Here is a 25,762-nt window from a genome sequence, read left to right as displayed (position 1 = left end):
GATTCAGTGTAGCAGCGCTTTAACCCAAAGGAGTTCTCGCGCAATGCTAGCACTGACCGTGTCGGTACGCAGGTGCTCGGGGATGGCGGCAAAGCTATAAGTTTCAACTTCGAGTGGCGTGTCTTTATCCAGTAACGGCAGCAGGGTTCGCAAAAAGTCTTGGGTGGTGCCGCACTCGCCGAGGTGCTCAAGAAAAATAGGAATGTGAAAATGTACCCGGCACTCATCAAAACGCTGCCCTTGTTGCAGCGCATTTTTAAAGTCGGATAAGTCGGTAAAGCGGTGTAGCCGTCCGCTTTGTGGGCAGTGCGCGACCGCTTGGTGTAAGTACACCGGCTCGTCAAAGTTGAGTAGTTTTGTGATCTCGTCGCCAGTGGCTTTTAGGGCGCTGGATACCTGCACCTTGCCAATGGGGATCTCTTCGTCGATAAGGCGCTGTAAACACTCCTGAGCATCTTCAAACTCTACCGCTTGGTGGCAGCAGTCAAAGCACAGGCCGACGTGCTGACGCAGGCGCTCGGGTAAGCGCAAGCGTTTAAAAAAGCCAATGGCTTCGTCGGTGGTTTCGAGTACGCACATGGGCTCGGGCTCAAGCGAGAGCACCAAGAAAACTCCGGTTTGTTGGTAGAGCTGGTAGTAGTGTTCGGCTACCTCGCGCACATTGGCGCAGGCGATCTCCCACTCGTGTTCGGCTGTCTCATCAAACGCGGGTTTAAAGGCAATGGGGACGGTGGAAATAGAAATACGTTTAGCGCGTGGCTCAAGCTTTACCGCCAAATCTCCCAGTCGTTTGCTGTAGTCGACACGGTCGCTGGTGCGCCAGTCGGGTAGGTAAACGTTTTCTTTTACGCGGCGGTTGTGAAACGTGCCGTAGGGAAAACCGTTGATGGTTAATAAGTAGCAGTTGTGTTGTTCGCACCAAGCGCGAAACTCGGCGATCGCTTGCGCGTCGGCCTCAAGCGCGGCTTGCTGGGCAATGCGCAGCCCGAGAGGGAAGGGGGCGCTGGAATTAAGCTGCGCTTTTACCTCCAGAGCGTGACTGTCCAGGTTGTGCATTACATCGGCCCAGTGCTCGCCCGGGTGAATGTTGCTGCAATAGGTCAGCTCGGCCATGTGCCCTCCAGCAAGTGCTGGCGGCAGCGCTCCATTAACACGTGGTCAATTTCATCAACCTCTTGCGCGGCCCCTTCGCAGGTGAGCAGGGTAATGCACAATTTGCCCCCTAAGTGCTCGCGAAAATCCTGCAGTGCCTTATTAATATCCAGCGACTCAAGCGCGGCGTGGCTCAGGGTAAAACCAACGCCCTCAAGGGTGGCACGAATGCGGTTGAGCGAGTCGATACTGATCATGCCTTTGAGGTGCGAGTAGATTGAATCGAGCGCGATGCCGATGGCGACGGCCTCGCCGTGACGCAATTCACTGGCCGAGATTTCCTCTAATCGGTGTGCGCACCAGTGACCAAAGTCCAGCGGTCGGGCACTGCCTTGCTCAAACGGATCGCCACTGGTGCGAATATGGTTTAAGTGCAGCTCGGCGCAGCGGGTAATCATGTACTCGGTGGGCTCGGCATTAAACGCGGCTAAGCCTTCGCGGTTGTCGTGCAGCCAACTAAAAAATTCGCCGTCGCGAATGAGTGCGACTTTAATGGCCTCGGCAATGCCCGATACTTTATCGCGCGCCGGCAGCGTGGCTAAAAAATCAAAGTCGTTAATCACCGCAAAAGGCGCAGCAAAAGTGCCTAAATAATTTTTCCGGCCACGATAATTAATGGCATTTTTTACCCCGATACCGGCGTCGTTTTGCGCCAGCACGGTGGTGGGCATACGGATCAGCCGAATGCCCCGATGGGCTGTTGCGGCGGCATAGCCAATGGCATCGACCACCGCGCCGCCGCCGATTACCAACGCAAAACTGTGGCGATCGATATTTTGTGTTTGCGTGCGCAGATAAAACTCGTCCACCTCGGTTGGCTCGGACTTACTGATCTCGCCGCCGCGCACAATCAGCGGCGGCTCGATCAGCTCCAGCGCTTCGCCGTGGGTGTCGGCGTACAGCTGCAAGCGGTCGACGATATCGGGATGTGCCTCCAGCACATTTTGATCAATGACCGGCAGCACTCGGTGCGGCCCGTCGCCAGCGCGCTCGACAATATCCCGCAGCAACGGGTTTTCGGGCGCGAGGGTATCCCGGTCGAAGCAGACCGGGAACTGGTAGGTCATGGTAAAGCTTTGATCAATCTGTCGCACGGGCACGCTCTTTTTAACTAGTTTTTAACAGGCTCGTCGATACGGGGCTGCTGGCCTCGTAGTACGGAGTTATCGCTAAACGATTGCGATTGGTCGATCACGGCGTCCTGCATGAGTGCCTCGACGTCGATCTGTCCGGATTGTGCATAGGCCTCCAGTGCATTGCCCCAGCAAGTCAGTTCGATAGCGGCGGGGTCAATGCCGCGCTGTTTCATCAAATGGGCTGTTTTGGGGACTGACAGCGGATCGCTTACGCCCCAATCGGCCGAACTGTCGACAATAATGCGCTCGGGGCCGTACTGACGAACAATCTCGGCCATCCGTTCAGAGCCCATTTTGGTGTTGGGGTAAATGGTAAAGGCGGCCCAGGCTCCGGCGTCGAGCACGCTCTGTACTGTCTCTTCGTTGTTGTGGTCGATCACCAGCTTATGCGGTGGCACGCCCATCTCAAGCGCGACATCGATGCTGCGAATAATGCCGTTCTTTTTGTCGCGGTGGGGTGAGTGCACCATCACTACCATGTCGTGCTCGACCGCAAACTTAAGTTGTGCTTGGTAGATAAACTCTTCGGCGGGGGTGATTTCGTCATAGCCAATTTCGCCAATTGCCACCACACCTTCTTTTAATGCAAAGTTGGGTAAAAGCTCCAATGCCTCGCGGGCAAGGCCCTCATTGTTGGCCTCTTTAGAGTTAATGCCGATGGCGCAGTAGTGGGCAATACCAAACTGTGAGGCGCGAAAACGCTCCCAGCCGACCAGACTTGAGAAGTAATCGACAAAGCTGCCCACGTTGGTGCGCGGCTGGCCCATCCAAAAGGCGGGCTCGATAATGGCGCGAATACCAGCGGCGGCCATATTTTGATAGTCGTCCGTGGTGCGGCTGGCCATATGGATATGCGGGTCAAAAAATCTCATGTTTCACTCTCGCTTTTGTCTGTGACTAGACGGGCAAATTGTGCCTGATCAAACTTACCCCCTAGGGCCGCATCGATAGCGTGTGCGACGTCGATATCTGACTCGGTTTCGGCCAGACGTTGTACTTGCGTGTGTTGCTCGGCCCGCGCCAGACCCAATACGATCGCCGAGCGGGTAACGCTGTCGGCGTCGGGCCAAAGGCGCTCGGCCAGTGCGAGGCTGCGTTCGGCGTGACTGGAATCCAAACACAACCATAAGTCGTGGGCAATGGTACGCCCGGCGCTTTCGCGCTCATCGGCTAAATCCAGCGCGATACGGGTTAGCTCGGCGCTGCGGCGTTCGTCCAGGCCGATGATACGGTGTAAGGGCAGCTCTAAAAAGAGTGTCTTAATGACCAGTTGGTTCCATCCGGTGTCGTCAAAATGCTTAACCGGGTAGGGGTTATCCAGCGCTATGGCGCTGAATACGCTTAGCATATTGCTGCGGCAACCCTCGCCCGCACGCCAGACAAACCGCTCGGCGGCCGGTAACAGTGCCAGCGCGCGATACAGCGCACAGGTTTCGCCCTCGTCGGCATAGACGAATAGCGACTCAAAATCCTCGGCAAAACTCGCCTCGCCGACATCCTCGCGGGCGCAGATCAGGGCAACCCGCAGCAGTTCTAGCAGGTTCCAGTTTTGTGCTCGCCAGCCGGGCTTGGCGCTCTCGCAAGCGGCCAGCTCAGCCTCGGTTAACCTCAGTGGCACCCGCTTGGCGTGGCGGCTAGCCATTGATATAAGCGCGGAAAAGCGCGAGCGCTCGACGCCGGCGGCCACTTCTCGCTGGGATTTTTGCCAGAAGTCGAGAGCGGCATCGCTAAGGCGTGGCTCAAGCAATTGCGCGAGTGTTGCTGTTGTTTGATCGTTCATAGAAATTCGCTATGTTATTAGAGCGTCGATTATACGGAATCGCCCTAGGGTTATCGAGTTGCTCGGGCGAAGGCGGGCCGCTGTTGCGGCAAGTGGGGCGCGCTCTGTAAAGATTTGTTGCACGCGTATCGACCTTTATTAATGGTAAGCTTGCAACCTACAAGTTGTATTGGAGCAGATTAAAGCATGATTGGTAAGATAATTGGTGGTGTCTTAGGTTTTGTGGTCGGTGGCCCCTTGTTGGCGATGCTGGGTGTGTTTATTGGCCATATGTTTGACAAAGGCTATCGCAACCAAGCCCGTATGGCCTCTCCAGAGCAGCAGGCGATTATCCGTCAGTGCTTTTTTGAGACGACTTTTACCCTGTTAGGGTACCTTGCCAAGGCCGATGGCCGGGTGAGTGAAGATGAAATCGCGCAGACTGAGCAGTTGATGACCCAAATGGGGCTCTCGCCCGATCAGCGCCGGGTGGCCATTAACTTGTTTAAAGAGGGGTCGGCGGCCGATTTTAACCCCGAGGCGACTTACTCACAATTTCGGGCCAAGTGCGGCAATAACCGTAATTTGGTGCAGATGCTGCTGTCGTATCTTGTGAACCTCGCGCTGGCCGACGGTCAGTTTGACGCCAATGAAGAACGGGTTCTGCGTGAAGTGGCTGCGGCGCTGGGTATTAGCGGTTTTGCCTTCGAGCAGCTGCTGCGCATGATTAAAGCGCAACATTCGTTCTCAGCCGGTGGTGGTTATCAATCAGCCGGTGGTGGGCAGTCTCGAGCGGGTGATTTAGACAACGCGTATGCGGCACTCGGGGTCGAGTCCAGCGCCACAGACGCCGAAGTGAAAAAAGCCTACCGAAAATTAATGAGTCAGTACCATCCCGATAAACTGGCAGGTCAGGGTTTACCCGAAGATGCGGTGAAGGCCGCGACTGAACGTGCGCAAGAAATACAGGTGGCCTACGATATAGTTAAAAAATCTCGTCAGTAACGCTTGCTCAAAAGCGGTGAGCGGTTAGTCTTTCCGTTCACCGTTCACCGTTCACCGTTCACCGTTCACCGTTCACCGTTCACCGTTCACCGTTCACCGTTCACCGTCGATATGCTCAATTAAGTCGACCAAATCATCGGCGTGTTCTTCCTCTTTTGCCAGCAGTTCTTCCAAAATTCGGCGTGTGGTCGGGTCTTTTTCGCCGACATAGTTAATCATTTCTCGGTAGCTGCTGATGGCAATGCGCTCGGCCACTAGGTCTTCTTGCAGCATTTCCAGCGTGTCGCCACCGCTGTGATAATCGCTATGGGCACGTTTTGATAGCTCATCGGGATTCATCTCGGGTACGCCGCCGAGTTGCGCAATACGCTCGGCCAACTGGTCGGCGTGCTCTTGCTCCTCTTGGGCGTGCTCCCAGAATTCGGCCGATGCCACTTTGGCGCCGCGGCCATGGGCGGTGTAATAATGCGCTTTATAGCGCAGCACACAGATAAGCTCGGTGGCGAGCGCTTCGTTGAGCAGATCGATAATCTTATCTTTGTCTTGGGTAAAGTCTTCGGTGACCGCCCCGTTCATCATGTGCTTGCGTGCGAGTGCGCGACGGTTGTCCAGATCTTTGATAAATGCACTGTGTGTCATTTGGCTGCCTCTCGGTTGTTTCGTTTTATAAAATCCAATGGCCTATGGCTCAATGGTTAATTGGTTGTGTACTTTTTCGATGTCGGAATGTTTGGTGACCATCGCCTCGGCCAGTTTTAATTGCGCTTCGTTGGCAACGGAGCCCGACAGGGTTACTTCGTTTAAGTAGGTGTCGACATTAATGCCGATACCGTTGAGGTTGGACGAAGCAAGCAGCTCAGTCTTGATTGAGGCGGTGGTCGACATATCCGAAAGGTATTCGGAAAAATTACGACCTTGTTCTTCGTCGGTGTTTTTTGCCAGCGAGTTGTCGATGGTGATCTCATTGGCGACTTTTTCGACGCCTTCTATACCCATGGCGACATTGGTCGCAAGTTCTCGGTCGATCTCGTTGGCAACTGCACCAGTAAGTGTGGCGGTTGAGGCGGTCACTTTGGCGGTAATGTTAAAGGGGTTTAAATGCTCGTTTAACGCAAGTACCGCGCCGAGCCGTCCTTCTACCCAGCCATCGCGAAATGCCTCCTGTTCTGAGTCCCAGCTTTGACCTTGATCTTGGCTAAACTCGGCCCAGTACTCATCGGCACTGGGTTTATCCGCGTAAGCGCTTTTGCCGTTGGCGCCAATGGCCGTTGAAACCGAAAATGCAGTGACTAACGCGACTGAGGTAACGGGGGCAATCATATGATGCAGTGAATGTTTTTCCGGGCTGTTCATGGGTTAACTCCGCTATTAAACCTGCTGTTCGTCGATAACACTGACGGGGTGATTTTTGTGCTTGCTTAACCTTAATGGGTGGGACGTATGCGTAAATCGTGCCAGCAGGGCTGTTGTGCAAAAAAGCGCACTCTTACATATCGCGTAAAAGCCTTCGGGCGCCGTCTTATAAGAGGTGCGCAGCCGGTATGGCCGGCGCTGCTGCTCTGTTGGTCAGAGGGTGCGGTCTCGCTTTACGGCGCTTAACCTGAAATCGCCGTGCCGCAATTTGCAAATTTGTGAAAAATCTACAGATAAAATGCGCTGATATTTTGCAAAGCGCGTTTGAATGGCCGGCGGAGAGGGCTTGCGCGGCCGTTTGGTACGATTTTGTGCGCTGGTACGCTTTTCGCAGCTGATTACGCTTTTGTTTATAGGGCGCGGTGCGGCTATTGGCACTGCAACACCACAAAGGCGAAGGCCAGAGGCGCACAACGAATGACTACATCATTAAAAATCGATCATGAAAAAACGGATGTTAGCGCCAGGTTTGTGGCTAACGGGGCTCGGCTGGCGCTTAAGCTGTTGGCGGTGCTCGCTGTGTTGTACACGCTATATTTTTCGCAAACATTATTGGTGCCCATTTTCGTGGCGGCATTTGTGGCATTGTTTTCGAGTCGATTGGTGCGGTTGCTGGCAGTCGTTTATGTGCCCAAGCCTGTCGGTGCCATACTTGTCATTAGTGCATTAACCGGCGGGCTGGGCTATTTGTTTAGCTTGTTGGTTGAGCCGGCGACACGTTGGCTGCAAGTGATCCCGAGATTAAGCGATAAGCTTGCCAGTGAGATGGGCGAGATGAGTAAGTCGCTGTCGGCGATCAAAGAGAGTGTTATGTCTGGCTCTTCAGGTAATAGTGATTCGATAGAAAGTGCCGTCGACTCGACGCTGCACTCTGCGGTGTCGGTATTAGCGGAAACAACCGCGTCTTTTGCCATCCAGGTAGGCGCGGTGGTGGTTATCACATACTTCTTTTTGGTGTTTGGCGAGGAGCTAATGCGCCATGTGGTAAAAGCTCGCCAAACTTTTAGCGCTAAAAAGTCCACAGTCGTGGTGTTTCAGGCTGTTCAGAATGATATCTCGCATTATGTGTTGGTGATCTCTCTTATTAATGTCGGCTTGGGGTTGGCGACCGCGGGTGCGATGCATTTACTGGGGGTGGAGGATGCGCTTTTGTGGGGGGCGCTGGCTACCATTTTAAATTTTGCGCCTTATGTAGGGCCCATGTTGTTGGCGGTCATCCTTACGGGGGTTGGCTTTATGGAGTTTTCCAGTTGGGGCAGTATCGTTTTAGTACCGGGTGCCTTTTTGGTTTTAAATTTTATTGAATGTCAATTTGTAACGCCAACCTTGTTAGGGCAGCGCTTTAATATGAACCCGCTGCTGGTGGTACTTTGGATGTTTGCCTGGGGTTGGCTGTGGGGCGCGGTAGGGATGCTTATAGCGATACCGCTGTTGGTTTGTGGCCGTATTTTGGCGACCCACCTAGACCTTATGGGGCGCTGGGTAGGTGTGTTGGATGGTGGTTACGAAGACGATGGCATTGCCGCGACCGAACATCATGAGGCGCCTTCAGAGTCTTAATCGCTAACGCAAAAGATCTTCAGGTTATATGTAAAAGCTGCGTCGTTACGTGCAGATGTTGCAATAAAAAAGGGGCCAAATTGTTTTTTCCCCGGTTTAGTTTCTTGCGGTTGCTCTGCAGCCCAGTAAAGGCAGGGTTTTTAAGAGTTGGCACGACGCTTGAAGTATAAACCGTGAAAGCCGCCAAAACTTAACAGTTGCAAATGGCGGCGTTAACAGCAAAGGAGAATGGCTATGTTAGGTTACGCAATTTTATTTTTTGTTATCGCACTGATTGCAGCAGTATTTGGTTTTGGCGGTATTGCTGGTGCAGCGACGGGCATTGCACAAATCTTGTTTGTCGTATTTTTGGTGCTGTTTATCTTGTCGCTTATTTTTGGTCGCCGCCGGCCTTAACAGTCGGTACTGTACCGGCTAGCGTAAAAGGCAAGAAAAGAGATGTAGCTTAAGTGTATTTGACAGTACTGAGCCCCTGCACAATAGTTAAAGGGGCTCCTACTACCTACATCAATCGGGAAGACCATTATTGAGAGGAATTTAACAATGGCTACACAATCAGGTAAATCGCAGAAAGCTGGAACCACAACCAACGCAGAAGGAGTAACCATGTCTGAAGCAATGGACCAAGTTAAACAAGCGACCTCGAGTGTTTATGATGCTGTAGGCTCCATCGGTGCAGCCGGTGCCGCAGGCGCACGCTTAAAAGCAGAGGAAGGAAAAATTCGAGCCCGTGAGTACGGTGACCGCGCTGAGGACTTTGTGCGTGAGCGCCCACTGGTGACCGTTGGGGTTGCTTTTGCTGCGGGCTGGTTAGTCTCTCGTTTACTGAAATCTTCTAACAGAGATTAATCCTAAGTGGCGCCTGAAAGCGTTAAAGATGAGAGCGGGGCGAGTAAGCCCCGCTCAGTCGATCCTGAGTTAGAAGCAGAGGCGTCGTCCGGGCAGAAAAGCCGTGGACCCGCTGACCGAATCGCGGAAGAGTTTCACCAAGCAGTTGTTATTGGTGAAGAGTTAATTGGCTGCTTAAAGAGCTATTCTGAGCTGTTGGGCTTAGAGCTGCTTTTGGCCTTTAAGAGCTTTTTTGCTCTTTTGGGTAGCTGGCTTTTATTGCTGCCGGCGTTATTACTGACCTGGTTGTCGTTGTCAGCACTGCTCGCATGGACAGGCTACAGTCTGAGTGGAATGCCGATAGTCGGGTTTGCGGTACTTTTTGTTATGCAGTTACTGTTGTCTTTGACACTGTGGTTTAGTGTTAAGCGCTATCGTCGTCGGATGACAATGTCTGAATCGCGCCGTCAATTTAAGACTATTATGCAGGGGGTTCGCAATGAGCTTGACCGGTCGGGTAAAGCAAAAGAGTCAGGAGCTAAGCCGCCAGAGGGCGATCTTGGGTAGCAAGCTTGATGTCGATTATGGCGGTTTTGACCGCCGCTCCTTATTTTGGGGCGCCGTTGCTGCTGCTGCGGTGGCGGGCGTCTTGTCCGAGCGTATAGCGCCGGATAAAAACTTACCCCTTAAAGCGTTGCGCTACGGCAGTTTATCGATGCGTTTATTTGGGTGATTGGCTGCGGCTGCTCGCCTGAGGTGTCTTAGCCAGAGGGCGATATTGTTTTTTGCGCACTTTTGGCGTTGTCTTTTGGGGGTAAGTTAGCAGCGTATCTCAACTCAATCGTAGTCATTAGGCGTGATACCTTTCTTACGTAAGCAATCCCTAATCGCTCCTCTTGCGTCAATTTTGAAACAAGAAGAGCGATAGGATGTTTAGGCCCTGGCGCTGTCGCGACGGCGTTTTTTCCAGATGACCCGAAGGCGCTGAGTTAAGCTGCGAGGCTTTTGGGGTTGGCTGTTGTGGTTGTGCCGCGAAAGGTTATCGGCCTCGAGCGAGTCAACACCACTAAGTCCTGCCAAGTAAGTTAAGGTCTTGCCGCTAGGGGCGCTAAGGGGAGAGTTGTTCATCGTATACCTCGTTAAAACCAATCGTAGTCATGTTGTTGACGCTTGTCTGATTGGAACCTGAGCAACGTTTATGCCATGCTTGCCCATTAAATTCTCTTTGGCGGGCACCCGGCTCCTGTGGGCTGAGGCGTAAAGGCGTTAATATGCGCCCATTTCGGGTGCAAATAAGTGCGCATATTTTGCAAAAAGGTGTAGCATTATCGCCCTGAGTAAGACTGGATTAAAGAAACGAGGAAGACGGCGTGGCGCAAATTTTACTGGTTGATGACGATTTAGGGTTTTTAGAGGCGACTACCGAGCTGTTAGAGTTACTTCAGCACACCGTGGTGTCAGCCAGTACGGTCGAGCAGGCGCAACGGGCCGCCTCGGGACGATCTTTTGATCATGTAATACTCGACCTGATTATGCCTGATGGCAGCGGCCTGCATGTGCTGGACTCTATTAAAAACCGTGATCAAACCCAGGTTACTCTAGTAACCGGGCACCCCTCGGTAAAATCTATCGTTAAAGATCTGTACGGCCCCAATATCTCGTATTTGATTAAACCTATTGATCTGGCTCAGTTGCAATCGCTGTTTGAAGCCGATGATGATGTCGGTGAAGCCGATGCCGCTTTGCATTTTGGTCATTTGGTGGGCGAGTCGGCGCCTATGCAAAAGCTGTATCAGATGATTGAGCGCGTTTCTCAGACTAAGGCGAATGTCTTGCTGATGGGGGAGAGTGGCGTGGGTAAAGAGGTGGTAGCGTCAGCTATTCATGCGGCGAGTAAGCCCAAGGGCGCGTTCGTCCCTGCAAACTGTGGCGCGTTTGCCCGGGACTTAATCAGCAGTGAGCTGTTTGGCCACGAGAAGGGCGCTTTTACGGGTGCCACTCACCGCAAAGCCGGGGTGTTTGAGCTGGCCCACGAGGGGACCTTGTTTTTGGACGAGGTTACCGAGATGCCAATCGATCAGCAGCCCAACCTGTTACGAGTGCTGGAGACCCATAAAGTCACTCGGTTGGGCGCTACCAGTGCAATTGATGTCGATTGCCGAGTGGTATCGGCTACCAACCGCAGCGAAATGGATATAGCGGAGCAAGGGTGCTTACGGGAGGATTTGTACTTTCGTTTGGCTGTGTTCCCGATACATATTCCGCCTTTGCGTCAGCGACCCGATGATATTCCGATGTTGATCGAGTTCTTCTTGGCGGGCTTTAACCGACAGTATAAAGCGAGTATTGCGATCGACCCTAAAGATCTGGCGCGGCTGCAGGCGTACGACTGGCCAGGCAATGTGCGTGAGTTGCGCCACGCGGTGCATCGCGCTTTTATTATGGCCGATCCTGAGACTCAGATGCTGGTGTTGCCAGATGACTTGTCGTCGCCTTTCTCTAAAGTTGGCGATAACAAAAATGCTGGTATTACGGTCGGTAAAACGGTCGAAGATGTTGAGCGTGAGTTGATTGAGTCGACCTTGGAGCACTTGGGCGGTGACAAGAAAAAAGCGGCCGAGATGCTGGGTGTTAGTTTAAAGACTCTCTACAACCGGTTGAACAGCTACTCCGAGCAGTAGCTCGGACTGAGATGGTCAGCGGTAAGTTTTGGTTTAATTCACTTTTTAAAATATGCAAGGATTTGTATGAGTAGCGACACGCAGCGGTTGCTTCACGATGTGCGAAACCCACTTAATAACATTTCGGTAAATGCCGAACTCGGCAAGCTAACACTAGAGCGGACCGGCGATACCGACAAAGCAACGGCTATTTTTGAACGGATTTTGCAGGAGTGCCGACGCTGCGATACTGTGCTGTCGGAGCTTCGTGATCAGCTGTCTCACGAGCAGTCAGCTAATGGCACTGATGCAGGAGATAACGCTTGATCGGATTTTTTCGCAAAGGTAAGAAATTACCAGGTCGCTCTTGGTTGTTTGTACTCTTGGCGCTGGTGGCATTTTTTATTATTAGCATGAGTACTGCCTATCGCTCCATTGGTGTAATGCACGAAAACAGCCAAGGGGTTACTAATACTCTAGAAGTGTTGGCTCTTATCAAAGAGCTAAAAACAGAGCTGGTGAATGCCGAGAGTGGTCAGCGCGGTTATTTATTGACTAGCGACGGCCAATACCTGCAACCCTACCATGACGCGCTCGCAAAAACCGACGAGTTACTCGCATCGCTTTCGGGGGCCTCCACGGAGCTACCCGTGCAGCAAACACGTTTTAAACGCGTGTTTGAGCTAACTAATCAAAAAATTGATGAGATGCAAGAGACGGTCTCGCTGGTGCATGCCGGTGAGCGTGAGCAAGCCATGAATCGTGTTCGCTCGGATGTGGGGGCTCGTTTGATGCGCCAACTCAGTGAGCTGCTTGATGATATGGAAGCCGATGAGCTGATGTTGCTGTATAAAAATCGCTACGAATCGCAAGAAGATCGTCAGTTTATTTTGCAGTCGTTATTTGCTACCAATATTTTAGGGTTGCTGCTGTCGTTGGTGATTTTTCTGGCGGTGTATCGCAGTTCGCGGCGCGTGAGTGCGCTTTACGCACAGATTGAACAAGCCAATAGCGAGCTAGAAGAGAAAGTTGAAGAACGCACCTATGCCCTGCAGCAGTACTCCGATGAATTGCAGCGCAGCAATCGCGAGCTAGAAGAGTTTGCGTTTGTGGCCTCGCACGATTTGCAAGAACCGCTGCGCAAAATTCGGGCCTTTGGTGATCGCCTGCTTAAGAAATACAGTGAGGCGCTGGGGGACACCGGCGCCGACTATATCGCCAGAATGCACGCCGCGTCCGAACGCATGTCGCACCTTATTGATGACTTGTTGAGCTTTTCGCGGGTGACCACGCAGCAAAAACCGTTTGAACCGGTTGCCCTCAATGATGTGATGAAGGGGGTGCAAGAAGATCTGGAGTATGCCATCGAAGATTCCGGGGCGACAATTGAGGCGCGTGATCTGCCACAGATTGACGCCGACCCCTCGCAAATGGGCCAAGTGTTTATGAACTTGATAGGCAATAGCCTTAAGTTCCGACGCCCGGACACGGTCCCTGTGATTAAAGTCTATAGTGAGCCGGTAGCGGCAGAAGATGTACCAGAGGACGAAGGTGAGGAGACTCGTGAATGGATTCGCTTAGTGTTTAGCGATAACGGTATTGGGTTTGACACCCAATACAATGATCGGGTGTTTAACTTGTTTCAACGTTTGCATGGCCGCAATGAATACGCTGGCACGGGTATTGGATTGGCGCTTTGCCGAAAAATCGTCGAGCGCCATGGCGGCAGTATTATTGCCGAGAGTGAAGTCGGTGTCGGAACCCAATTTATTATTATTATGCCAACCACTCAGTTCGAGCTGGCAACGATAGAGGAATAACCTTCCATGAATGTAGAAAAGAAGCCGTTAATCATCCTGATGGCTGATGATGATGCTGATGACCGACTGCTGGCCGAAGAGGCGATGGTAGAAAGTCGTGTCCTCAATGAGCTGCATTTCGCCGAGGATGGAGTCGAGCTATTAGAGTACCTAAAAGGTGATGGAAAGTTTGCCGATCGCAGTGCTTATCCTTTGCCAGGTTTAATTTTGCTCGATTTAAATATGCCGAAAAAAGACGGCCGCGAGGCCTTGGCGGAAATCAAAGGCGATCCGGCTTTACGGCGTATTCCGGTAGTGATTTTAACCACCTCAAAAGCGGAAGAGGATATGATTAAAGGCTACGATCTGGGCGCCGCGTCGTATATCTCTAAGCCAGTAACGTTTGATGCTTTGGTAGATCTGATGCGCACCTTAGGTAAGTACTGGGTAGAATTTGTCGAGTTACCGTAACTTTTTATGCAAGACGTAAAGCTATTAATCGTCGATGACGATGAAGATGACTTTTTACTCGCCCGCGACCTGCTGGATGAAATAACAACGGGGCCCAATCAAGTGGATTGGGCTCCTAGTTACGAAGCCGGTAGAGAGCAGTTGTGCAGCAATGTGCACGATTTGTGTCTTATGGACTATAGCTTAGGTGCCCGCGACGGCATTGAGCTGCTAGGCGAGGCGCAGTCGCTGGGCTTTACCGGGCCGATTATTCTACTGACCGGTATGCACCAGGGCGAGGTGGATATGCAGGCGTTGCAGGCCGGCGCGGTAGATTATCTGGTAAAAGCCAGTCTCAGTGCCGAGCAGCTTGCCCGAGCCATTCGCTACGCGTTGGCGCGGCGCGAAATGGAGCGAGAGCGAGTCGAGCGCTTAAAAGCCGAATCCGAAAACCGCTCAAAAAGTGAATTTTTAGCCCACCTCAGTCATGAACTACGCACGCCGTTATCAGCAATTCTCGGGTTTACGGAGCTGTTGCTTAACACCAACAAAGATGTGGAGTCTGCCGGTCATTTACGGGTGGTGCATCGCAATGGTAAGCACTTGTTGGGCTTACTGAATGATATTCTCGATTTATCTAAAATTGAAGCGGGCAAGCTTGAGCTTGAGCCCCAGCAAGTTTATTTGTCGTCGTTTTTAACCGACATCTATTTTTTAATGCGCGGCGCTGCCGTGGATAAAAACCTTGAGTTGTTGATGGAAACCCCGACGCCGCTGCCGCGCCGGATTGTTACTGACCCGACCCGCTTGCGCCAAGTGCTGTTAAATTTAATCGGTAACGCCATTAAATTTACCGATCATGGCCGCGTTATTGTTCGGGTTGAAATGGTGGCGGTTGAGGGAGCTGAGCAACTTCACTTCTGGGTGGTCGACTCTGGTGTGGGTATTACGCCTGAGTCCCAGGCGGCAATATTCCAGCCGTTTGTCCAAGCCAAAGACTCTTACTCGCAGTCTCAGGCGGGTACCGGGTTGGGGCTGGCCATTAGTCGCCAGTTGGTCGAGCGCCTGGGTGGTGCTATCGATGTCACCAGCACGCCGGGCGAGGGCAGCACCTTTAGCTTCCATATCGGTGTGGGTGAAGTGCCGGACGAAGACCGCGAGATGTTCTCTCTTGAGGTGGACAACGAGCGCGGGCCGTTAAGCGAGGTGCCGCGGCTTAGCGGTCGTGTCTTGGTGGTGGATGACCTGCGGGATATCCGAATGTTGATTGGCCACTTCGTTAAAATGACGGGGGTCGAGGTCAATTACGCTCAGAACGGCGCTGAGGCCATAGAGCGGATTAAGTCCAATAAACAACAGGGAAAGCCCTACGACCTGGTGCTGATGGATATTCATATGCCCGTGATGGGCGGACATGAAGCGGCCCAAACCCTGAGAGAAGTTGACCCTACAACGCCGCTTATCGCCTTAACCGCTGCCCATATGAAAGGCGATATGGATGCCTGTTTGGCGTCGGGTTTTAATGCTTATTTAAGTAAACCAGTCGATCAGGCGCAATTGCACATCTTGTTGTTGCGCCATCTGCGCGCCGAGGCCGCCAGCGCAATACATGGCCCGGAGGCCGAAGCGGCTGACGCTCAAGCTTCAGAGCAGCCTGTTATTATGGTGGTCGAGGACAACCCTGATGCATTGCTGGCCACCAGCAGTTTGCTGGAGCTGCTGCAGTGGCGAGTGCTGGGCGCGAACGACGGGGCCGAAGCTTTATCTTTGCTGGTGAGCGAGTCGCCCAGTATTATTTTGCTGGATGCCAACCTGCCGGATATGGATGGTTATCAGCTGGCGCAGCAATGCCGGGCGTTAGTGCCTGATGCCCGGCTGATTTTGGCCAGCGGTGATCCCTTGGACGAGGCGCGTGCCAAGCAGTGCGGTATTGAAGCGGGCCTGTTAAAGCCATTGTCGCTGGCGGCATTGGAGCGAGTGCTTGGTTAAGCGCGCAGAGCATTTGTTTGCTATTAACGGGGAGTGTGCTAAAACCTAATAGCAGCTGATGGCATCGGAGGCCGAGGCGTTAGTGCCTGTAGCCTTGGCCGCTGGTGATGATTGCTTTTGTAAGCTACCAGATGTTGCGTGTAAAAGTTGCAAGAAAAGCCTTTTTAAAGAGTTAGAGTCGCGTTGCAGGCCACTAATACGGTCTTATTAAAAGTTGGCACGGTTCACGCATAAGGTAAAACACGTAACGCCAGACATAGGTTGTAAATAACAGTCTTATGTTGGGTGCGAAGAAAAAACAGCCAATACCAAGGAGCAAAAAATGAAAGCAATTAAACAATTACTGTTAATGATGATGATCACTGTCCCTCTTATGGCGTGCGATACCAATGATGGCCCTGTCGAGGAAATGGGCGAAAGCATGGATAACGCGGCCGAAGAAACCAAAGATGCAATGGGTGATGCGGCTGATGACGTCGGTGACGGCATGGAAGACGCTTGTGAAGAAGTCTCTGGCGAGAATTGCTAATCTTGCCATTGTGGGTATTGCTTAAGTAATACCAAGTAGTACTAAAACGGTGGCGTACTTTAGAGTACGCCACCGTTTTTTATTGTGTGACCTGACGGTGCACAGTCTATACGCCTAACTGTAATCAAAGAGAACCTTGCTATGAACCCTTCTCGTTGCGTCGGATGGCGCCTAATCTTAGCGTTTTTATTGCTTGCTTGTGTCAGTCAAGTCGCGGTAGCTATGCCGGGGTTTAGTCTTGATTTGGGTGAGGGGTCCTCTTCGAGCTCAGAATCCTCAAGCGCGAGTTCGGCGTCAAGCGATTGCGAAGGCGACTCGTGTGAAGAAAGCGCGAGCAAGTCCCACTCGTTGGCGGTGGATGTCAACCAGGTGATTAATGTCGACGAGGTAACCGAAAGCTGGGAGAGCGGAGTAGAAGGGGCTTTGGATGCTCTCGGTATTGAGTCAACGGTCTCTGGCCGCTGGCTGGCGACTGGCTTAATTGTATTTATCGCCGTAACGGTCGTGGTGTTGTTTCAGTGGCTGAATAAAAAGCTGTTTACTCGCCTGCATGCAGCCCGAAAACGTTTTCGCTTTAACCATAACCGGCTGAATTTTTATCAGCGTTTAATCAATATTATTTTCTTTCTGTTTGTGTTTCTGTTTACCGGCTTGGCGATTATGGTTGTGGGGTGGGGTGGTATTGCCGATCTCACCATCAGTAAAACCGTTGTGTCATGGTTTGAAAGCTTGTTTAGCTTCCTGATCGCTCTGATTTTCTCGGTGATTTTATTCGAGCTGATATCAGCCGCCGTGGAACGTTATTTTTACCGCTTGGAAAAGCGCGGAAGCTCGCGGGTTAACACGCTAGTACCCATTGCGCGCAATGTGCTTTACGGGGTGGTTTTAGTCATTTTTGGTATCACTGTTATTGCCGAGCTGGGTATCGATGTAACACCTCTACTGGCCGGTGCCGGTGTTATTGGTGTCGCCGTCGGCTTTGGTGCGCAAGCGCTTATTAAAGATGTGCTAAATGGGTTTATTATTATTGTTGAAGACCTTATCCAGGTAGGTGATGTAGCTTGTGTGGGTAACCGTACGGGCCTGGTTGAGAAGATCACCCTGCGCAAAGTGCAGCTGCGGGATTTGGACGGTCGAGTTTATACCGTACCCTTTAGTGAGATTACAGTGGTTGAGAACTACACCAAGCACTTTAGTTACTATATGTTTAATGTTGGCATCGCCTATCGTGAAAGCCCCGACGAGGTGATTGATGTGTTAAAAAGCATTAGCGCAGAAATGGAAAAAGACGAGGATTTTAAAGAGCTTATTCTAGAGCCATTGGAAGTGCTCGGGGTTGATGCCTTTGCCAATAGCGCCATTATTATTAAAGCGCGCATTAAGACCTTGCCGATCAAACAGTGGGTCGTGGGCCGAGAGTTTAATCGCCGCATGAAGTACGCGTTTGACAAACACGATATCGAAATACCGTTTCCCCATCAGACACTGTACTTTGGTGAAGATAAAGACGGTACTGCGCCGCCTGCGCGCATTATGGTTGAGCGTATGACGGATGCCGACGATGCGTTAGAGGCGAAAGCCGATAACGACGAGGACGCTGCTGCTAACGGCACGGATACGGATGCCAAGCACGCTAAATCGCCCGTATCACAGCGCGGAGCGCAACAGCCGTCTACCGATGATGATTCAGGCGGTGACCAAGGTAGGTAACGTCGGCGAGCTGCAGATGCCGATCATTGAGCCGTGGCTGCAGTGCAGAGTATCCACGGCTCATGCCTGGCGGGTAAGAGCCCGCGCTTAACGGCTAAGACGTTTGGCGAGCTCGCGGTATTTTTCGTTCGCGCTCCAGGCTTGGCCATCGGGAAGCCGGTAGAGGGCTAAGCCTTCATCACTGTAATCGACCCCGACCCCTGGGGTGGTGTTCATTTGGTAGTGGCCGTCGACGACAATGGCGGGGTTGCGGAACACGCCTTCGTGAACACTGCGGTCGGGCTCTTCGACAAACTCTAAAATGTCGGGTGTACCGCCAGCGTTTGTGTGGCCAAACAGCGCGTGCTGCAGGGCTTGTACATTGCGCATACCCTCACACAAGCCGATGCCGCCAGTGTGGGGGCAAATCCGCACATCGCGGCCTTGGCGGCGCGCCTGTTGGGCGAGCAATAAAATTGCAAGGTTATCAGCGATGCCTGCCACTCGAGAGTAATCCATCTGAATGACCTCAATGGCGCAGGTCTGTTCGTGCTCAAAACGTCCAAGGTTGGCAAATAACAGGTCTTTAAAAACCACTGGTGACGCACCTTGCTCGCCGGTCGATAATGGTATGTTTAAGCTGGGCTCATAATCGGTAAAGGCCAATTGCAGAGCATGCTGAATAGCTAAATGTGCCATGGCACTGTGTGGGGTTGTGGGCTCTTCAAACCAGACGATTTTATAGTCCGGGTTGAGACGGTACAGCTCTTTTGCGAGATGCCCGATAAACACGACGGCAGAGCGTGTATCAAACACTTGGTTGCTGTCCACCGCAATTTGCAGTGGGTGGTGCCGGCGGTCATACGCGGCAATGGTTTGAAACACTGCTTGCAATCGCACCAGATCGTCGTCGGCGGCTTGCCGGGCCAACTGGTCAAGCTCGGTACGGCTGGGGGCTTTTGCGTGCTCGTTAAGCTTAAGGCGACGCTCGGCAAAGCTGGCGCCCACCTTAATTTTAATTTGTGGCCATCGGCGATCAATCATCAGCCGGGTTTGCGTTTGCAGCTCGTCGATACTAATACCACTCCAGCCCGCGGTGTTGTAGGCGAGCAAGCCACGTTGATACACCCGCTTGATACGCTCTGCAAGGCCCGTTTGAGCGTCTTGGAGCAAGGCGAGTGCTTCGGCTGGTGCCAGCACATCGCTGATGTGCTCAAAGTCGATACAGGCAATCAGTTGCTCCGGGGTCATCTCGGCGAGCACATGCCATGCGGGCTTTTGTTGCTGCTTTGCGAGCAGATCCCACAGCGCGTTAATAACGGCACCAATGGCCATACGAGACATGCCCACCGCGCCCAGCCAGCCGTAATCGGAGTCTTGCAGCATCGATTGGCACAGGCGGCCAAAGTTTGTGCCCTCGTGTAACGTGTCGATTCGCACCGGGGTATTAGCGTCAAGCAAGAAGCGTGTTGCAAACTGCTCGGTTAAATCGCACATCTCCTTAAGGCCGTGACCGTTGGTGAAGATAATACTGCTGCCGCTTAGTTGGGCATCGTTAGTACCAAGCTGTAGATAAACATTGGCGTACGTGGGGCCACCCTGAGCGATATTGCGGGCATCGCCGCCAAATCCCGTCGGGGGCGCGGCAACTGGCGTGACTTTTACGGACTCGATGGTGATCATGGGGACGAGTCTCCTATTGCTGGTATATAAATACGTGTGTGGGCGCTACTATGCGCTATTAGCATAAGCGTTTATCTTAGCATTGTACGGCGGCTAGTAGTGTCGTGGTTCAGTGTTTGTGTGCAAGAGGTGGCGTTGAGGGATAATTTCCAGGAGACGGTTTGATGTTACAAAATGCGCTGATCTATTTGTGTGCAGCTATTATCGCGGTGCCAATTGCCAAGCGGTTGGGGCTTGGTTCGGTGCTGGGGTATTTATTTGCCGGCGTTATTATAGGCCCTTACGCACTAAGCTTGGTGGGTGATCAGACCGACGTCATGCATGTGGCCGAGTTCGGCATTATTATGATGCTGTTTTTGATCGGCCTCGAGCTGCAACCGGCGCGATTGTGGGCACTGCGCCGACCGATTCTTGGCTTGGGTGGCCTTCAGGTTGTGCTCACGGCGGCCCTGTTAACCTTAATCATCGTCGCGGTGAGCGATCTCGCCTGGAAGTCCGCTCTCGCCATCGGCTTGGCGTTAGCGTTGTCGTCGACAGCCATTGTATTGCAGTCGCTCACCGAGCGGGGGCTGTTAAAAACCCCTGCCGGCTCCAATAGTTTTTCGGTACTGCTGTTTCAGGACATCGCTATTATTCCGATTCTGGCGTTATTGCCTTTACTTAGCAGCGGTAGTGGCAGTCCTGATGCGGTTACCCCCGATGCCAATTTTATTGCGAGCTTATCGGCGCCGATGCAGGTGCTGGTTAGCATTGCGACCATTGCAGTGGTGATTTTGGCCGGGCGCTTTTTGGCCGCACCCGTGTTCCGATTATTAGCTGAGACAGATACGCGTGAAATCTTTACCGCCTTTGCGCTATTGATTGTCGTTGCCATAACCGTATTGATGCAGGCCGTGGGGCTTTCGCCTGCGCTCGGAGCTTTTATTGCCGGTGTGGTGCTGGCTGACTGTGAGTATCGTCACGAGATCGAGGTCGATATCGAGCCCTTTAAAGGGCTGTTGTTGGGGTTATTTTTTATTACCGTCGGCGCCAGTGTGAATTTTGATGTGCTACTTGATAAGCCCATCGTGATCGCGCTGGCCGTTGTTGGCCTGATTACACTTAAAGCGAGCGTACTGATGTTTCTGGCGCTTATTTTTAAGATGGGCGTTAAGCGCGGTCTGTTGTTTTCATTGGCCTTAGCGCAAGGCGGTGAGTTTGCCTTTGTAATTGTCTCGGCCGCGGGTGAGATGACTGTTTTTAGTGACGAGGTTGGACAACTTATTACGGTGATAGTCGCGCTGTCGATGCTGGTTTCACCACTGCTGCTGGTCGCGTATGAGGTGTTTTTTAGCCGAACCGGACAAAATAAACCTGAGCCGGAGGCGGATGCCGATATTGCGCCTACCGATCATGTAATTATCGCCGGATACGGCCGCTTTGGGCAGATTGTCGGACGTTTGCTTAGCGCGCAGGGCTACCGCATGACGATTTTGGATCATAGTCCGGGGCAGGTAGAGTTGGTACGTCGCTTTGGCAACCAAGTGTATTATGGTGATGCGTCGCGCGCGGACTTGTTGCGTGCCGCTGGTGGCGACGAAGCCGCAATACTGGTGGTGGCGGTCGATGAGCCCGACCGGGCAATGCGCATTGTGACGACGGCGCAAAAGCACTTTCCCAATTTAAAAATACTGGTGCGGGCCATTGACCGACGGCACGCTTACCAGCTTATTGCCGCTGATGTGGCAGGGCTGCGGCGCGAGACATTTCACTCGGCCTTGATGCTTGGCGTTGATGCGCTCAAGGCTTTGGGGCAGCCAGAGCAGGCGGCCGAGCGAGCGGGGCAATTGTTTGAAGAGCACGATGAAAAATCATTGCGCAAACTGGCTAAGCTGTGGGGCGACGATAAAAGCTACGGCCGCGCCATTCGCAAAAATCTTGATGAGCTACGCCGGGTTCTGCAGGACGATGCCGGCACGACGCAAGCCGAAGACGTGGCCTTTAACGATAAACGTAAGCGCTAAAACATTATTACTGCGCACCGATCAAAAGAGTTTGGAGAAGTTTTTGTCGTTAATTTGTAGAGGCAGTTGGTTGGTCAGTATAGCGCTGAGTTTAAGCGTTACCGCTCAGGCACAGGTGCTTGAGCGCTTGGCGGAAAAGAGTATTGAGGCGCCGCCGGTCGTCCCTAGTCTAACAGGGATAGCGCAGGCGGGTTTTGTCTATGAGCCGGTGTTCAATAGCCGTATGTATTTAGTTGAGGCCGGAGTGGGCAATCCCGAGACCGTCATTCTGGTGCACGGTTTAGGGCAAAATGGTTATCGCGATTGGCGCAATGTTATTCCCGCACTGGCGCAGCGTTACCATGTGTTGGCGATGGATTTGCCCGGGTTTGCGTTATCGCAAAAACCTAAAGGGCGTTATTCGCCCACGCAATATGCGCGCGTACTACAGTGGTTAGTGAGTCAAAACGGGCATGAGCGCATTTATTTAGTGGGCCACTCCATGGGCGGCGCGGTTGCCTTACGTTATGCGGCGAGCTTTCCCGATACCTTGCACCGCGTGGCGCTGGTCAGTGTTGCTGGTGTTTTGCAACGCACGGCTTTTTTATCACACTCCAGTGCATTGCCAATCAGCAGCGGCACCGCACCTTATATTGATTCGTTGCCCGCCTCTGTCAAAGAGATGGCAGGCGATCAGTTGCGTCAGTGGAGCAGCCAAGTGCTAAGCTTTGCCGAAAGCCTGCCCGACCCTATAAAAATATTGCGCGCTAGCGATACCGCTTGGTCGACCCTGTTAGACGATCAGCCCAACGCAAACGCCGCACTTGCTTTAATTGGTGAAGATTTTACGCATGCTTTTGCGCAGGTAAGTGTGCCGGCCTTAATTGTTTGGGGCGATCAAGACCCTGTGGCGCCACCGCGAACAGGCGTTTTGCTGGCGGGGCAACTACCTCAAGCTCGGCGAGTGGTTCTTCGCAATACCGGGCATGTGCCTATGGCGCAGCCCGATACGTTCAACCCGCTATTGCTCGATTTTTTTGCCGGCAGCACAGTAGCTTCAGAGCCGACTACCTCCTCCTTGCAAAACGGCGATTTGGTGTGTCGCAATCAGCGCGATCAATATTACACGGGCGTTTTTACCGCCATTGACTTGCGCGAATGCGATGGCGCGGTACTAGAAGATGTACAAGCCGAATCGATTGTTGTGACAGACTCTGAGGTGGAGCTGCGCAATGTGAATGTATTGTCGCCACACGTTGCGCTGCAGGTTAATCAGTCTCGCGTGACTATGACCAATGGCCAGTTAATTGGCCGTAACGGCATCGTTGCGCACAACAGTGAGCTGGACCTTGCAGGGGTAACCGTGCGCGGCTCGGAATCTGCGATAAGCGCTACCGGGCCCTCCACCTTTATTTTTTCGGTTAGTAATATTCGCGGGCCGACAGTCAACCGTACTGTGCACGGAGTCTATGAGCTGGGAAAAAAATAGAACCCTCCTTGTAAAGAAGCAATTGGGGCTGGCTAGAAAGTACTTTCTGGCCAGCCCCAATTTTATGACCTACCTGAGTCACGACCAACATAAGCAGAGCGCGTAAAAATGCGGCTTTGTGCGGTAGCCGCGCCTTGCTTAAAGTCGGCCCCCCCCCTCGACAAATAAAATTCCGCTTGCCGAACGCTGAGCTTGTCAATGAATAAAGTTTTGTGTACTTTGTGTAAACGGTTACATTGATTTACACTGCTTAACGCTCATCGAGCCTGAATACCGGTGTTTTTAAGTAAAAATGTTTTTATATTTGATGTAATCGATTACATTTTTTGTTGGTGAGAGTGGCGGAGTCAGCACTGCTTTTAGGCTCGTATGGGCAAAAATAAAAATTCTGAGTTGTGATAATAACGATTAAGAGGTGGTATGCGATGCAAAAACGCACTTTATACGTGGCCGTAATGGCGGCAATGCTGGCCGGCTGTGGTGGCGGTGGTCAGCAGGGCGAGAGCTTTTCGGCGCCAGAGCAAGGTTTTTACGACCCTTCAGCGGTTACGCCAGACCCAGATGTTGACCCTGAAGCGCCGGTGCCGCCTGCCGATGCGCAAGTACTAACCGTTGCCGACCAACAGCTATTAGACGCTACGGGTAAACCGCTGATGTTGCGCGGTATTAACTTGCAGTATGGCGACAACCCCGAGGCTCGGTTATCCGCTGTGGCCCCGATTGGCGAAACTCAGGCAAATGTTGTGCGTCTTCAGTTGCGCCGCGATACCACGGCAGCGCAACTGCGCGCGGCGCTGGATGCCATTGTGGCCCAAGGTATGGTGGCAATGCCCATGCTGTGGGAAGAGGACATTACGTGTAGCAACGACGAATCGGTGTTGTTGGCAGACGTTGATGCCCTCTGGTTTAGTGAGTGGTTGCCTGTGTTGGCCGAGGCAAAGTACCAATCGTACCTGATGATTAATATCGCCAATGAGTGGGGCCCGAGCAACATTTTTGCCGCTGATTCTGGTGAGTATGCCGATTGGGTGTCAACTTATGAAAGTCTGATTACCGGTTTTCGCGACGCTGGTTTTAATGTTCCTTTGGTTATCGATGCGCCCGGATGTGGCCAGGATTACTACGCCTTTTTGGGTGGTCGTGCCGAGCAGCTAATGGCCCACGATCCGGCCAACAATATTCTATTTTCGGCCCACGCCTACCACAGCACTTGGGATACCCGCGACGAAATATCACAGGCTATGCAAGCGCTGCAAACGGCTGGATTACCCGCCATCGTGGGTGAGTTTGGTGGCTCAGGCTTTCAGGCTCCTAACGTGGTTCCACATCAGCAGTTAATGCAGCTGGCTGAGGGTGACGGTGCGCTGGCATTCGATTTGCCGTGGGCCGATTCGCAAAGCGACAAGGTGCTTTGGCGCGCTGTGCTGCCCGAGGCGGTGGACATTAGTGACAAACAAATATCCGTTGATATTTATGTGTCTGAAGATTATGTCAATGATGGTCAGACTCTGATTAAGCTTTTTGTGAAAGATGCGGCCAACTGGGCTTACGCTTCGTTTAAAGAGCTGACGGTTGGCGAGTTAACCCCAGGGCAGTGGAATACCGTTAGTGCCGACATAGGTGATGGCTCGGCAATGCCTTTTGTGGCCGATAATTTTGACATTACACAAGTGGACAAAATAGGGGTGGAGATTGCCGCTAATGACAAATCCGGTACGGTTATGGGCCCCATATATTTTGATAATTACACGATAAAAAGTGCCGCTTCTGGTGCGGCGGTTGCCGACACTTTTGTGCTCGCCAGTGCGTTAGACAATTGGGAGAGTGATTATCTCGAAGGTCTTGGTGAGTCCGACGTCGTTGTCACCCACGATCAGTATCAAGCCAGCGATGGCGCTATGCTTTTTGATGTCAACTGGCAAACTGACGCCGATAAAATTTTGTGGCGCCGGGTGAACATTGCCGAGGCAATGGATATTTCGGGTATGACAATGCGAGCCAAAGTGTGGGTGCCGCAAAGTTATGTGGATGACGGCAATTTAATTATCAAACTATTTGTTAAAGATACGGCGTGGGCCTATGCCGACTTTGGCTCTTTTAGTGCGTCGGAGTTAAACGGTAATGCTTGGAACACACTGGAGTTTGCCAACATCTCGGTGGGCGATATTGGTTACGCCGCCGACGGTTTTAACTTGTCCGATGTAGATAAGCTTGGTATCGCCTTTGAAGCCAATGGCAAGCCAGCCGCGGTGGCGGGAGCTTTAGCCGTTGATGAATTGGGTGTCTATGGTGTGCGCGACACGCTGTTCAGTGAGCCGTTTGTCGCCAATGCTGAGCATTGGGAGTTTGACTGGGCGGAAGGCTCGCTGACAGAGGCTGCGGTAAAAGCCGAGGGTGTGGTTGGTTTTTCTACCGAGTTATCTGCCGCGCCGTTTGGTTGGGTAGCTTGGTCCTGGAAGGGTAACGGCGGTGATGCGGCCGGCCTTGATATGTCTACCTCGGAAGACAGTGTGGAGCTTACCGAGCGCGGTGAGCAAATTGTTAATGGTCAGTACGGTATTAAAGCAACGGCCAATGCAGCTGACTTCCCTGAATGATAAAACTGAGCGTGTATCGCTCGGTTTTTGTCCTGATGTTAA

23 protein-coding genes are annotated in these 25,762 nt (G+C 52.4%); 16 read left to right on the top strand and 7 right to left on the bottom strand.

The features are described 5' to 3' along the window. Window positions 1-3 precede the first annotated feature (3 nt). Genes eboE through ACGHAD_RS13910 form a run of 4 tightly spaced genes read right to left on the bottom strand, consistent with a single transcriptional unit; the run spans window position 4 to window position 4,068 of the window. Complete coding sequence (eboE, locus tag ACGHAD_RS13925; RefSeq protein ID WP_382418040.1) at window positions 4-1,113, bottom strand: metabolite traffic protein EboE; 1,110 nt, start codon at window positions 1,111-1,113, stop codon at window positions 4-6. After that, complete coding sequence (locus ACGHAD_RS13920) at window positions 1,101-2,252, bottom strand: 3-dehydroquinate synthase (RefSeq protein ID WP_339615846.1); 1,152 nt, start codon at window positions 2,250-2,252, stop codon at window positions 1,101-1,103. Before ACGHAD_RS13920 ends, eboE begins: the two co-directional genes overlap by 13 nt. A gap of 11 nt (window positions 2,253-2,263) precedes the next feature. Beyond that, window positions 2,264-3,160 (bottom strand): TatD family hydrolase, encoded by an 897-nt coding sequence (locus tag ACGHAD_RS13915; RefSeq protein ID WP_339615847.1) that lies wholly within the window; start codon window positions 3,158-3,160, stop codon window positions 2,264-2,266. After that, entirely contained in the window at window positions 3,157-4,068 is a 912-nt protein-coding gene (locus ACGHAD_RS13910; RefSeq protein WP_339615848.1) for an EboA domain-containing protein, read from the bottom strand. The genes ACGHAD_RS13915 and ACGHAD_RS13910 overlap by 4 nt, the downstream gene beginning before the upstream one ends. 186 nt (window positions 4,069-4,254) lie before the next feature. Between ACGHAD_RS13910 and djlA the strand changes: the two genes are divergently transcribed. Then, complete coding sequence (gene djlA / locus ACGHAD_RS13905) at window positions 4,255-5,052, top strand: co-chaperone DjlA (protein ID WP_382418041.1); 798 nt, start codon at window positions 4,255-4,257, stop codon at window positions 5,050-5,052. A 93-nt stretch (window positions 5,053-5,145) separates the two neighbouring features. On the opposite strand, the gene ACGHAD_RS13900 is transcribed toward djlA, so the two are convergent. After that, window positions 5,146-5,691 (bottom strand): ferritin-like domain-containing protein, encoded by a 546-nt coding sequence (locus ACGHAD_RS13900; RefSeq protein WP_339615850.1) that lies wholly within the window; start codon window positions 5,689-5,691, stop codon window positions 5,146-5,148. Window positions 5,692-5,733: 42 nt separating this feature from the next. Further along, window positions 5,734-6,405, bottom strand: a complete 672-nt coding sequence (locus tag ACGHAD_RS13895; protein WP_382418043.1) for a BON domain-containing protein — start codon at window positions 6,403-6,405, stop codon at window positions 5,734-5,736. Window positions 6,406-6,882: 477 nt separating this feature from the next. Here ACGHAD_RS13895 and ACGHAD_RS13890 point away from each other — a divergent pair, with 477 nt between their 5' ends. The 12 genes from ACGHAD_RS13890 to ACGHAD_RS13835 all read left to right on the top strand — a co-directional run bounded on the left by ACGHAD_RS13890 (window position 6,883) and on the right by ACGHAD_RS13835 (window position 17,990). Then, entirely contained in the window at window positions 6,883-8,025 is a 1,143-nt protein-coding gene (locus ACGHAD_RS13890; RefSeq protein ID WP_382418045.1) for an AI-2E family transporter, read from the top strand. 234 nt (window positions 8,026-8,259) lie between these two features. After that, a complete protein-coding gene (locus ACGHAD_RS13885; RefSeq protein ID WP_339615853.1) occupies window positions 8,260-8,421 on the top strand; it encodes a DUF1328 domain-containing protein in 162 nt (53 codons plus the stop codon). 210 nt (window positions 8,422-8,631) lie between these two features. Next, on the top strand, window positions 8,632-8,874 hold the full coding sequence (locus tag ACGHAD_RS13880) for a hypothetical protein (protein WP_339615854.1): 243 nt from the start codon (window positions 8,632-8,634) through the stop codon (window positions 8,872-8,874). Window positions 8,875-8,880: 6 nt separating this feature from the next. After that, a complete protein-coding gene (locus tag ACGHAD_RS13875) occupies window positions 8,881-9,420 on the top strand; it encodes a hypothetical protein (protein WP_382418047.1) in 540 nt (179 codons plus the stop codon). Continuing rightward, window positions 9,413-9,586, top strand: a complete 174-nt coding sequence (locus ACGHAD_RS13870) for a hypothetical protein (RefSeq protein WP_382418049.1) — start codon at window positions 9,413-9,415, stop codon at window positions 9,584-9,586. Before ACGHAD_RS13875 ends, ACGHAD_RS13870 begins: the two co-directional genes overlap by 8 nt. 637 nt (window positions 9,587-10,223) lie before the next feature. Next, the gene (locus ACGHAD_RS13865) at window positions 10,224-11,534 is read left to right on the top strand and encodes a sigma-54-dependent transcriptional regulator (RefSeq protein WP_382418051.1); all 1,311 of its coding nucleotides are present in this window, start codon (window positions 10,224-10,226) and stop codon (window positions 11,532-11,534) included. A gap of 66 nt (window positions 11,535-11,600) precedes the next feature. Next, complete coding sequence (locus ACGHAD_RS13860; RefSeq protein WP_339615858.1) at window positions 11,601-11,840, top strand: histidine kinase dimerization/phospho-acceptor domain-containing protein; 240 nt, start codon at window positions 11,601-11,603, stop codon at window positions 11,838-11,840. Next, window positions 11,837-13,333, top strand: coding sequence for a CHASE3 domain-containing protein (locus ACGHAD_RS13855; protein WP_382418054.1), 1,497 nt, complete (start codon window positions 11,837-11,839; stop codon window positions 13,331-13,333). The genes ACGHAD_RS13860 and ACGHAD_RS13855 overlap by 4 nt, the downstream gene beginning before the upstream one ends. A gap of 6 nt (window positions 13,334-13,339) precedes the next feature. Further along, window positions 13,340-13,783, top strand: a complete 444-nt coding sequence (locus ACGHAD_RS13850; protein ID WP_339615860.1) for a response regulator — start codon at window positions 13,340-13,342, stop codon at window positions 13,781-13,783. Window positions 13,784-13,789: 6 nt separating this feature from the next. Further along, window positions 13,790-15,751: a response regulator gene (locus ACGHAD_RS13845; RefSeq protein WP_382418056.1), complete on the top strand. Its 1,962-nt coding sequence runs from the start codon at window positions 13,790-13,792 to the stop codon at window positions 15,749-15,751. A gap of 322 nt (window positions 15,752-16,073) precedes the next feature. Beyond that, the gene (locus ACGHAD_RS13840; protein WP_339615862.1) at window positions 16,074-16,280 is read left to right on the top strand and encodes a hypothetical protein; all 207 of its coding nucleotides are present in this window, start codon (window positions 16,074-16,076) and stop codon (window positions 16,278-16,280) included. Between the two features lie 141 nt (window positions 16,281-16,421). Next, complete coding sequence (locus tag ACGHAD_RS13835; protein ID WP_382418058.1) at window positions 16,422-17,990, top strand: mechanosensitive ion channel family protein; 1,569 nt, start codon at window positions 16,422-16,424, stop codon at window positions 17,988-17,990. A gap of 87 nt (window positions 17,991-18,077) precedes the next feature. On the opposite strand, the gene ACGHAD_RS13830 is transcribed toward ACGHAD_RS13835, so the two are convergent. Next, window positions 18,078-19,652, bottom strand: coding sequence for an enolase C-terminal domain-like protein (locus tag ACGHAD_RS13830; RefSeq protein WP_382418060.1), 1,575 nt, complete (start codon window positions 19,650-19,652; stop codon window positions 18,078-18,080). A 164-nt stretch (window positions 19,653-19,816) separates the two neighbouring features. Between ACGHAD_RS13830 and ACGHAD_RS13825 the strand changes: the two genes are divergently transcribed. The 3 genes from ACGHAD_RS13825 to ACGHAD_RS13815 all read left to right on the top strand — a co-directional run bounded on the left by ACGHAD_RS13825 (window position 19,817) and on the right by ACGHAD_RS13815 (window position 25,720). After that, window positions 19,817-21,655, top strand: a complete 1,839-nt coding sequence (locus tag ACGHAD_RS13825) for a monovalent cation:proton antiporter-2 (CPA2) family protein (protein ID WP_382418601.1) — start codon at window positions 19,817-19,819, stop codon at window positions 21,653-21,655. A 43-nt stretch (window positions 21,656-21,698) separates the two neighbouring features. Continuing rightward, window positions 21,699-23,123, top strand: coding sequence for an alpha/beta fold hydrolase (locus ACGHAD_RS13820; RefSeq protein ID WP_382418062.1), 1,425 nt, complete (start codon window positions 21,699-21,701; stop codon window positions 23,121-23,123). A 425-nt stretch (window positions 23,124-23,548) separates the two neighbouring features. Further along, window positions 23,549-25,720 (top strand): cellulase family glycosylhydrolase, encoded by a 2,172-nt coding sequence (locus ACGHAD_RS13815; RefSeq protein ID WP_382418064.1) that lies wholly within the window; start codon window positions 23,549-23,551, stop codon window positions 25,718-25,720. The last annotated feature ends 42 nt before the right edge of the window (window positions 25,721-25,762 follow it).

The sequence above is a fragment of the Gilvimarinus japonicus genome, assembly GCF_042847215.1.
Taxonomy (GTDB): Bacteria; Pseudomonadota; Gammaproteobacteria; order Pseudomonadales; family Cellvibrionaceae; genus Gilvimarinus; species Gilvimarinus japonicus.
This window is presented reverse-complemented; position numbering and strand designations above follow the sequence as displayed.

Coding starts and splice junctions, on each gene's coding strand:
- eboE (WP_382418040.1), bottom strand. CDS start 1,113: ATGGCCGAGCTGACCTATTGCAGCAACATTCACCCGGGCGAGCACTGG.
- ACGHAD_RS13915 (WP_339615847.1), bottom strand. CDS start 3,160: ATGAGATTTTTTGACCCGCATATCCATATGGCCAGCCGCACCACGGAC.
- ACGHAD_RS13910 (WP_339615848.1), bottom strand. CDS start 4,068: ATGAACGATCAAACAACAGCAACACTCGCGCAATTGCTTGAGCCACGC.
- djlA (WP_382418041.1), top strand. CDS start 4,255: ATGATTGGTAAGATAATTGGTGGTGTCTTAGGTTTTGTGGTCGGTGGC.
- ACGHAD_RS13900 (WP_339615850.1), bottom strand. CDS start 5,691: ATGACACACAGTGCATTTATCAAAGATCTGGACAACCGTCGCGCACTC.
- ACGHAD_RS13895 (WP_382418043.1), bottom strand. CDS start 6,405: ATGAACAGCCCGGAAAAACATTCACTGCATCATATGATTGCCCCCGTT.
- ACGHAD_RS13890 (WP_382418045.1), top strand. CDS start 6,883: ATGACTACATCATTAAAAATCGATCATGAAAAAACGGATGTTAGCGCC.
- ACGHAD_RS13885 (WP_339615853.1), top strand. CDS start 8,260: ATGTTAGGTTACGCAATTTTATTTTTTGTTATCGCACTGATTGCAGCA.
- ACGHAD_RS13880 (WP_339615854.1), top strand. CDS start 8,632: ATGTCTGAAGCAATGGACCAAGTTAAACAAGCGACCTCGAGTGTTTAT.
- ACGHAD_RS13860 (WP_339615858.1), top strand. CDS start 11,601: ATGAGTAGCGACACGCAGCGGTTGCTTCACGATGTGCGAAACCCACTT.
- ACGHAD_RS13850 (WP_339615860.1), top strand. CDS start 13,340: ATGAATGTAGAAAAGAAGCCGTTAATCATCCTGATGGCTGATGATGAT.
- ACGHAD_RS13845 (WP_382418056.1), top strand. CDS start 13,790: ATGCAAGACGTAAAGCTATTAATCGTCGATGACGATGAAGATGACTTT.
- ACGHAD_RS13840 (WP_339615862.1), top strand. CDS start 16,074: ATGAAAGCAATTAAACAATTACTGTTAATGATGATGATCACTGTCCCT.
- ACGHAD_RS13835 (WP_382418058.1), top strand. CDS start 16,422: ATGAACCCTTCTCGTTGCGTCGGATGGCGCCTAATCTTAGCGTTTTTA.
- ACGHAD_RS13830 (WP_382418060.1), bottom strand. CDS start 19,652: ATGATCACCATCGAGTCCGTAAAAGTCACGCCAGTTGCCGCGCCCCCG.
- ACGHAD_RS13825 (WP_382418601.1), top strand. CDS start 19,817: ATGTTACAAAATGCGCTGATCTATTTGTGTGCAGCTATTATCGCGGTG.
- ACGHAD_RS13815 (WP_382418064.1), top strand. CDS start 23,549: ATGCAAAAACGCACTTTATACGTGGCCGTAATGGCGGCAATGCTGGCC.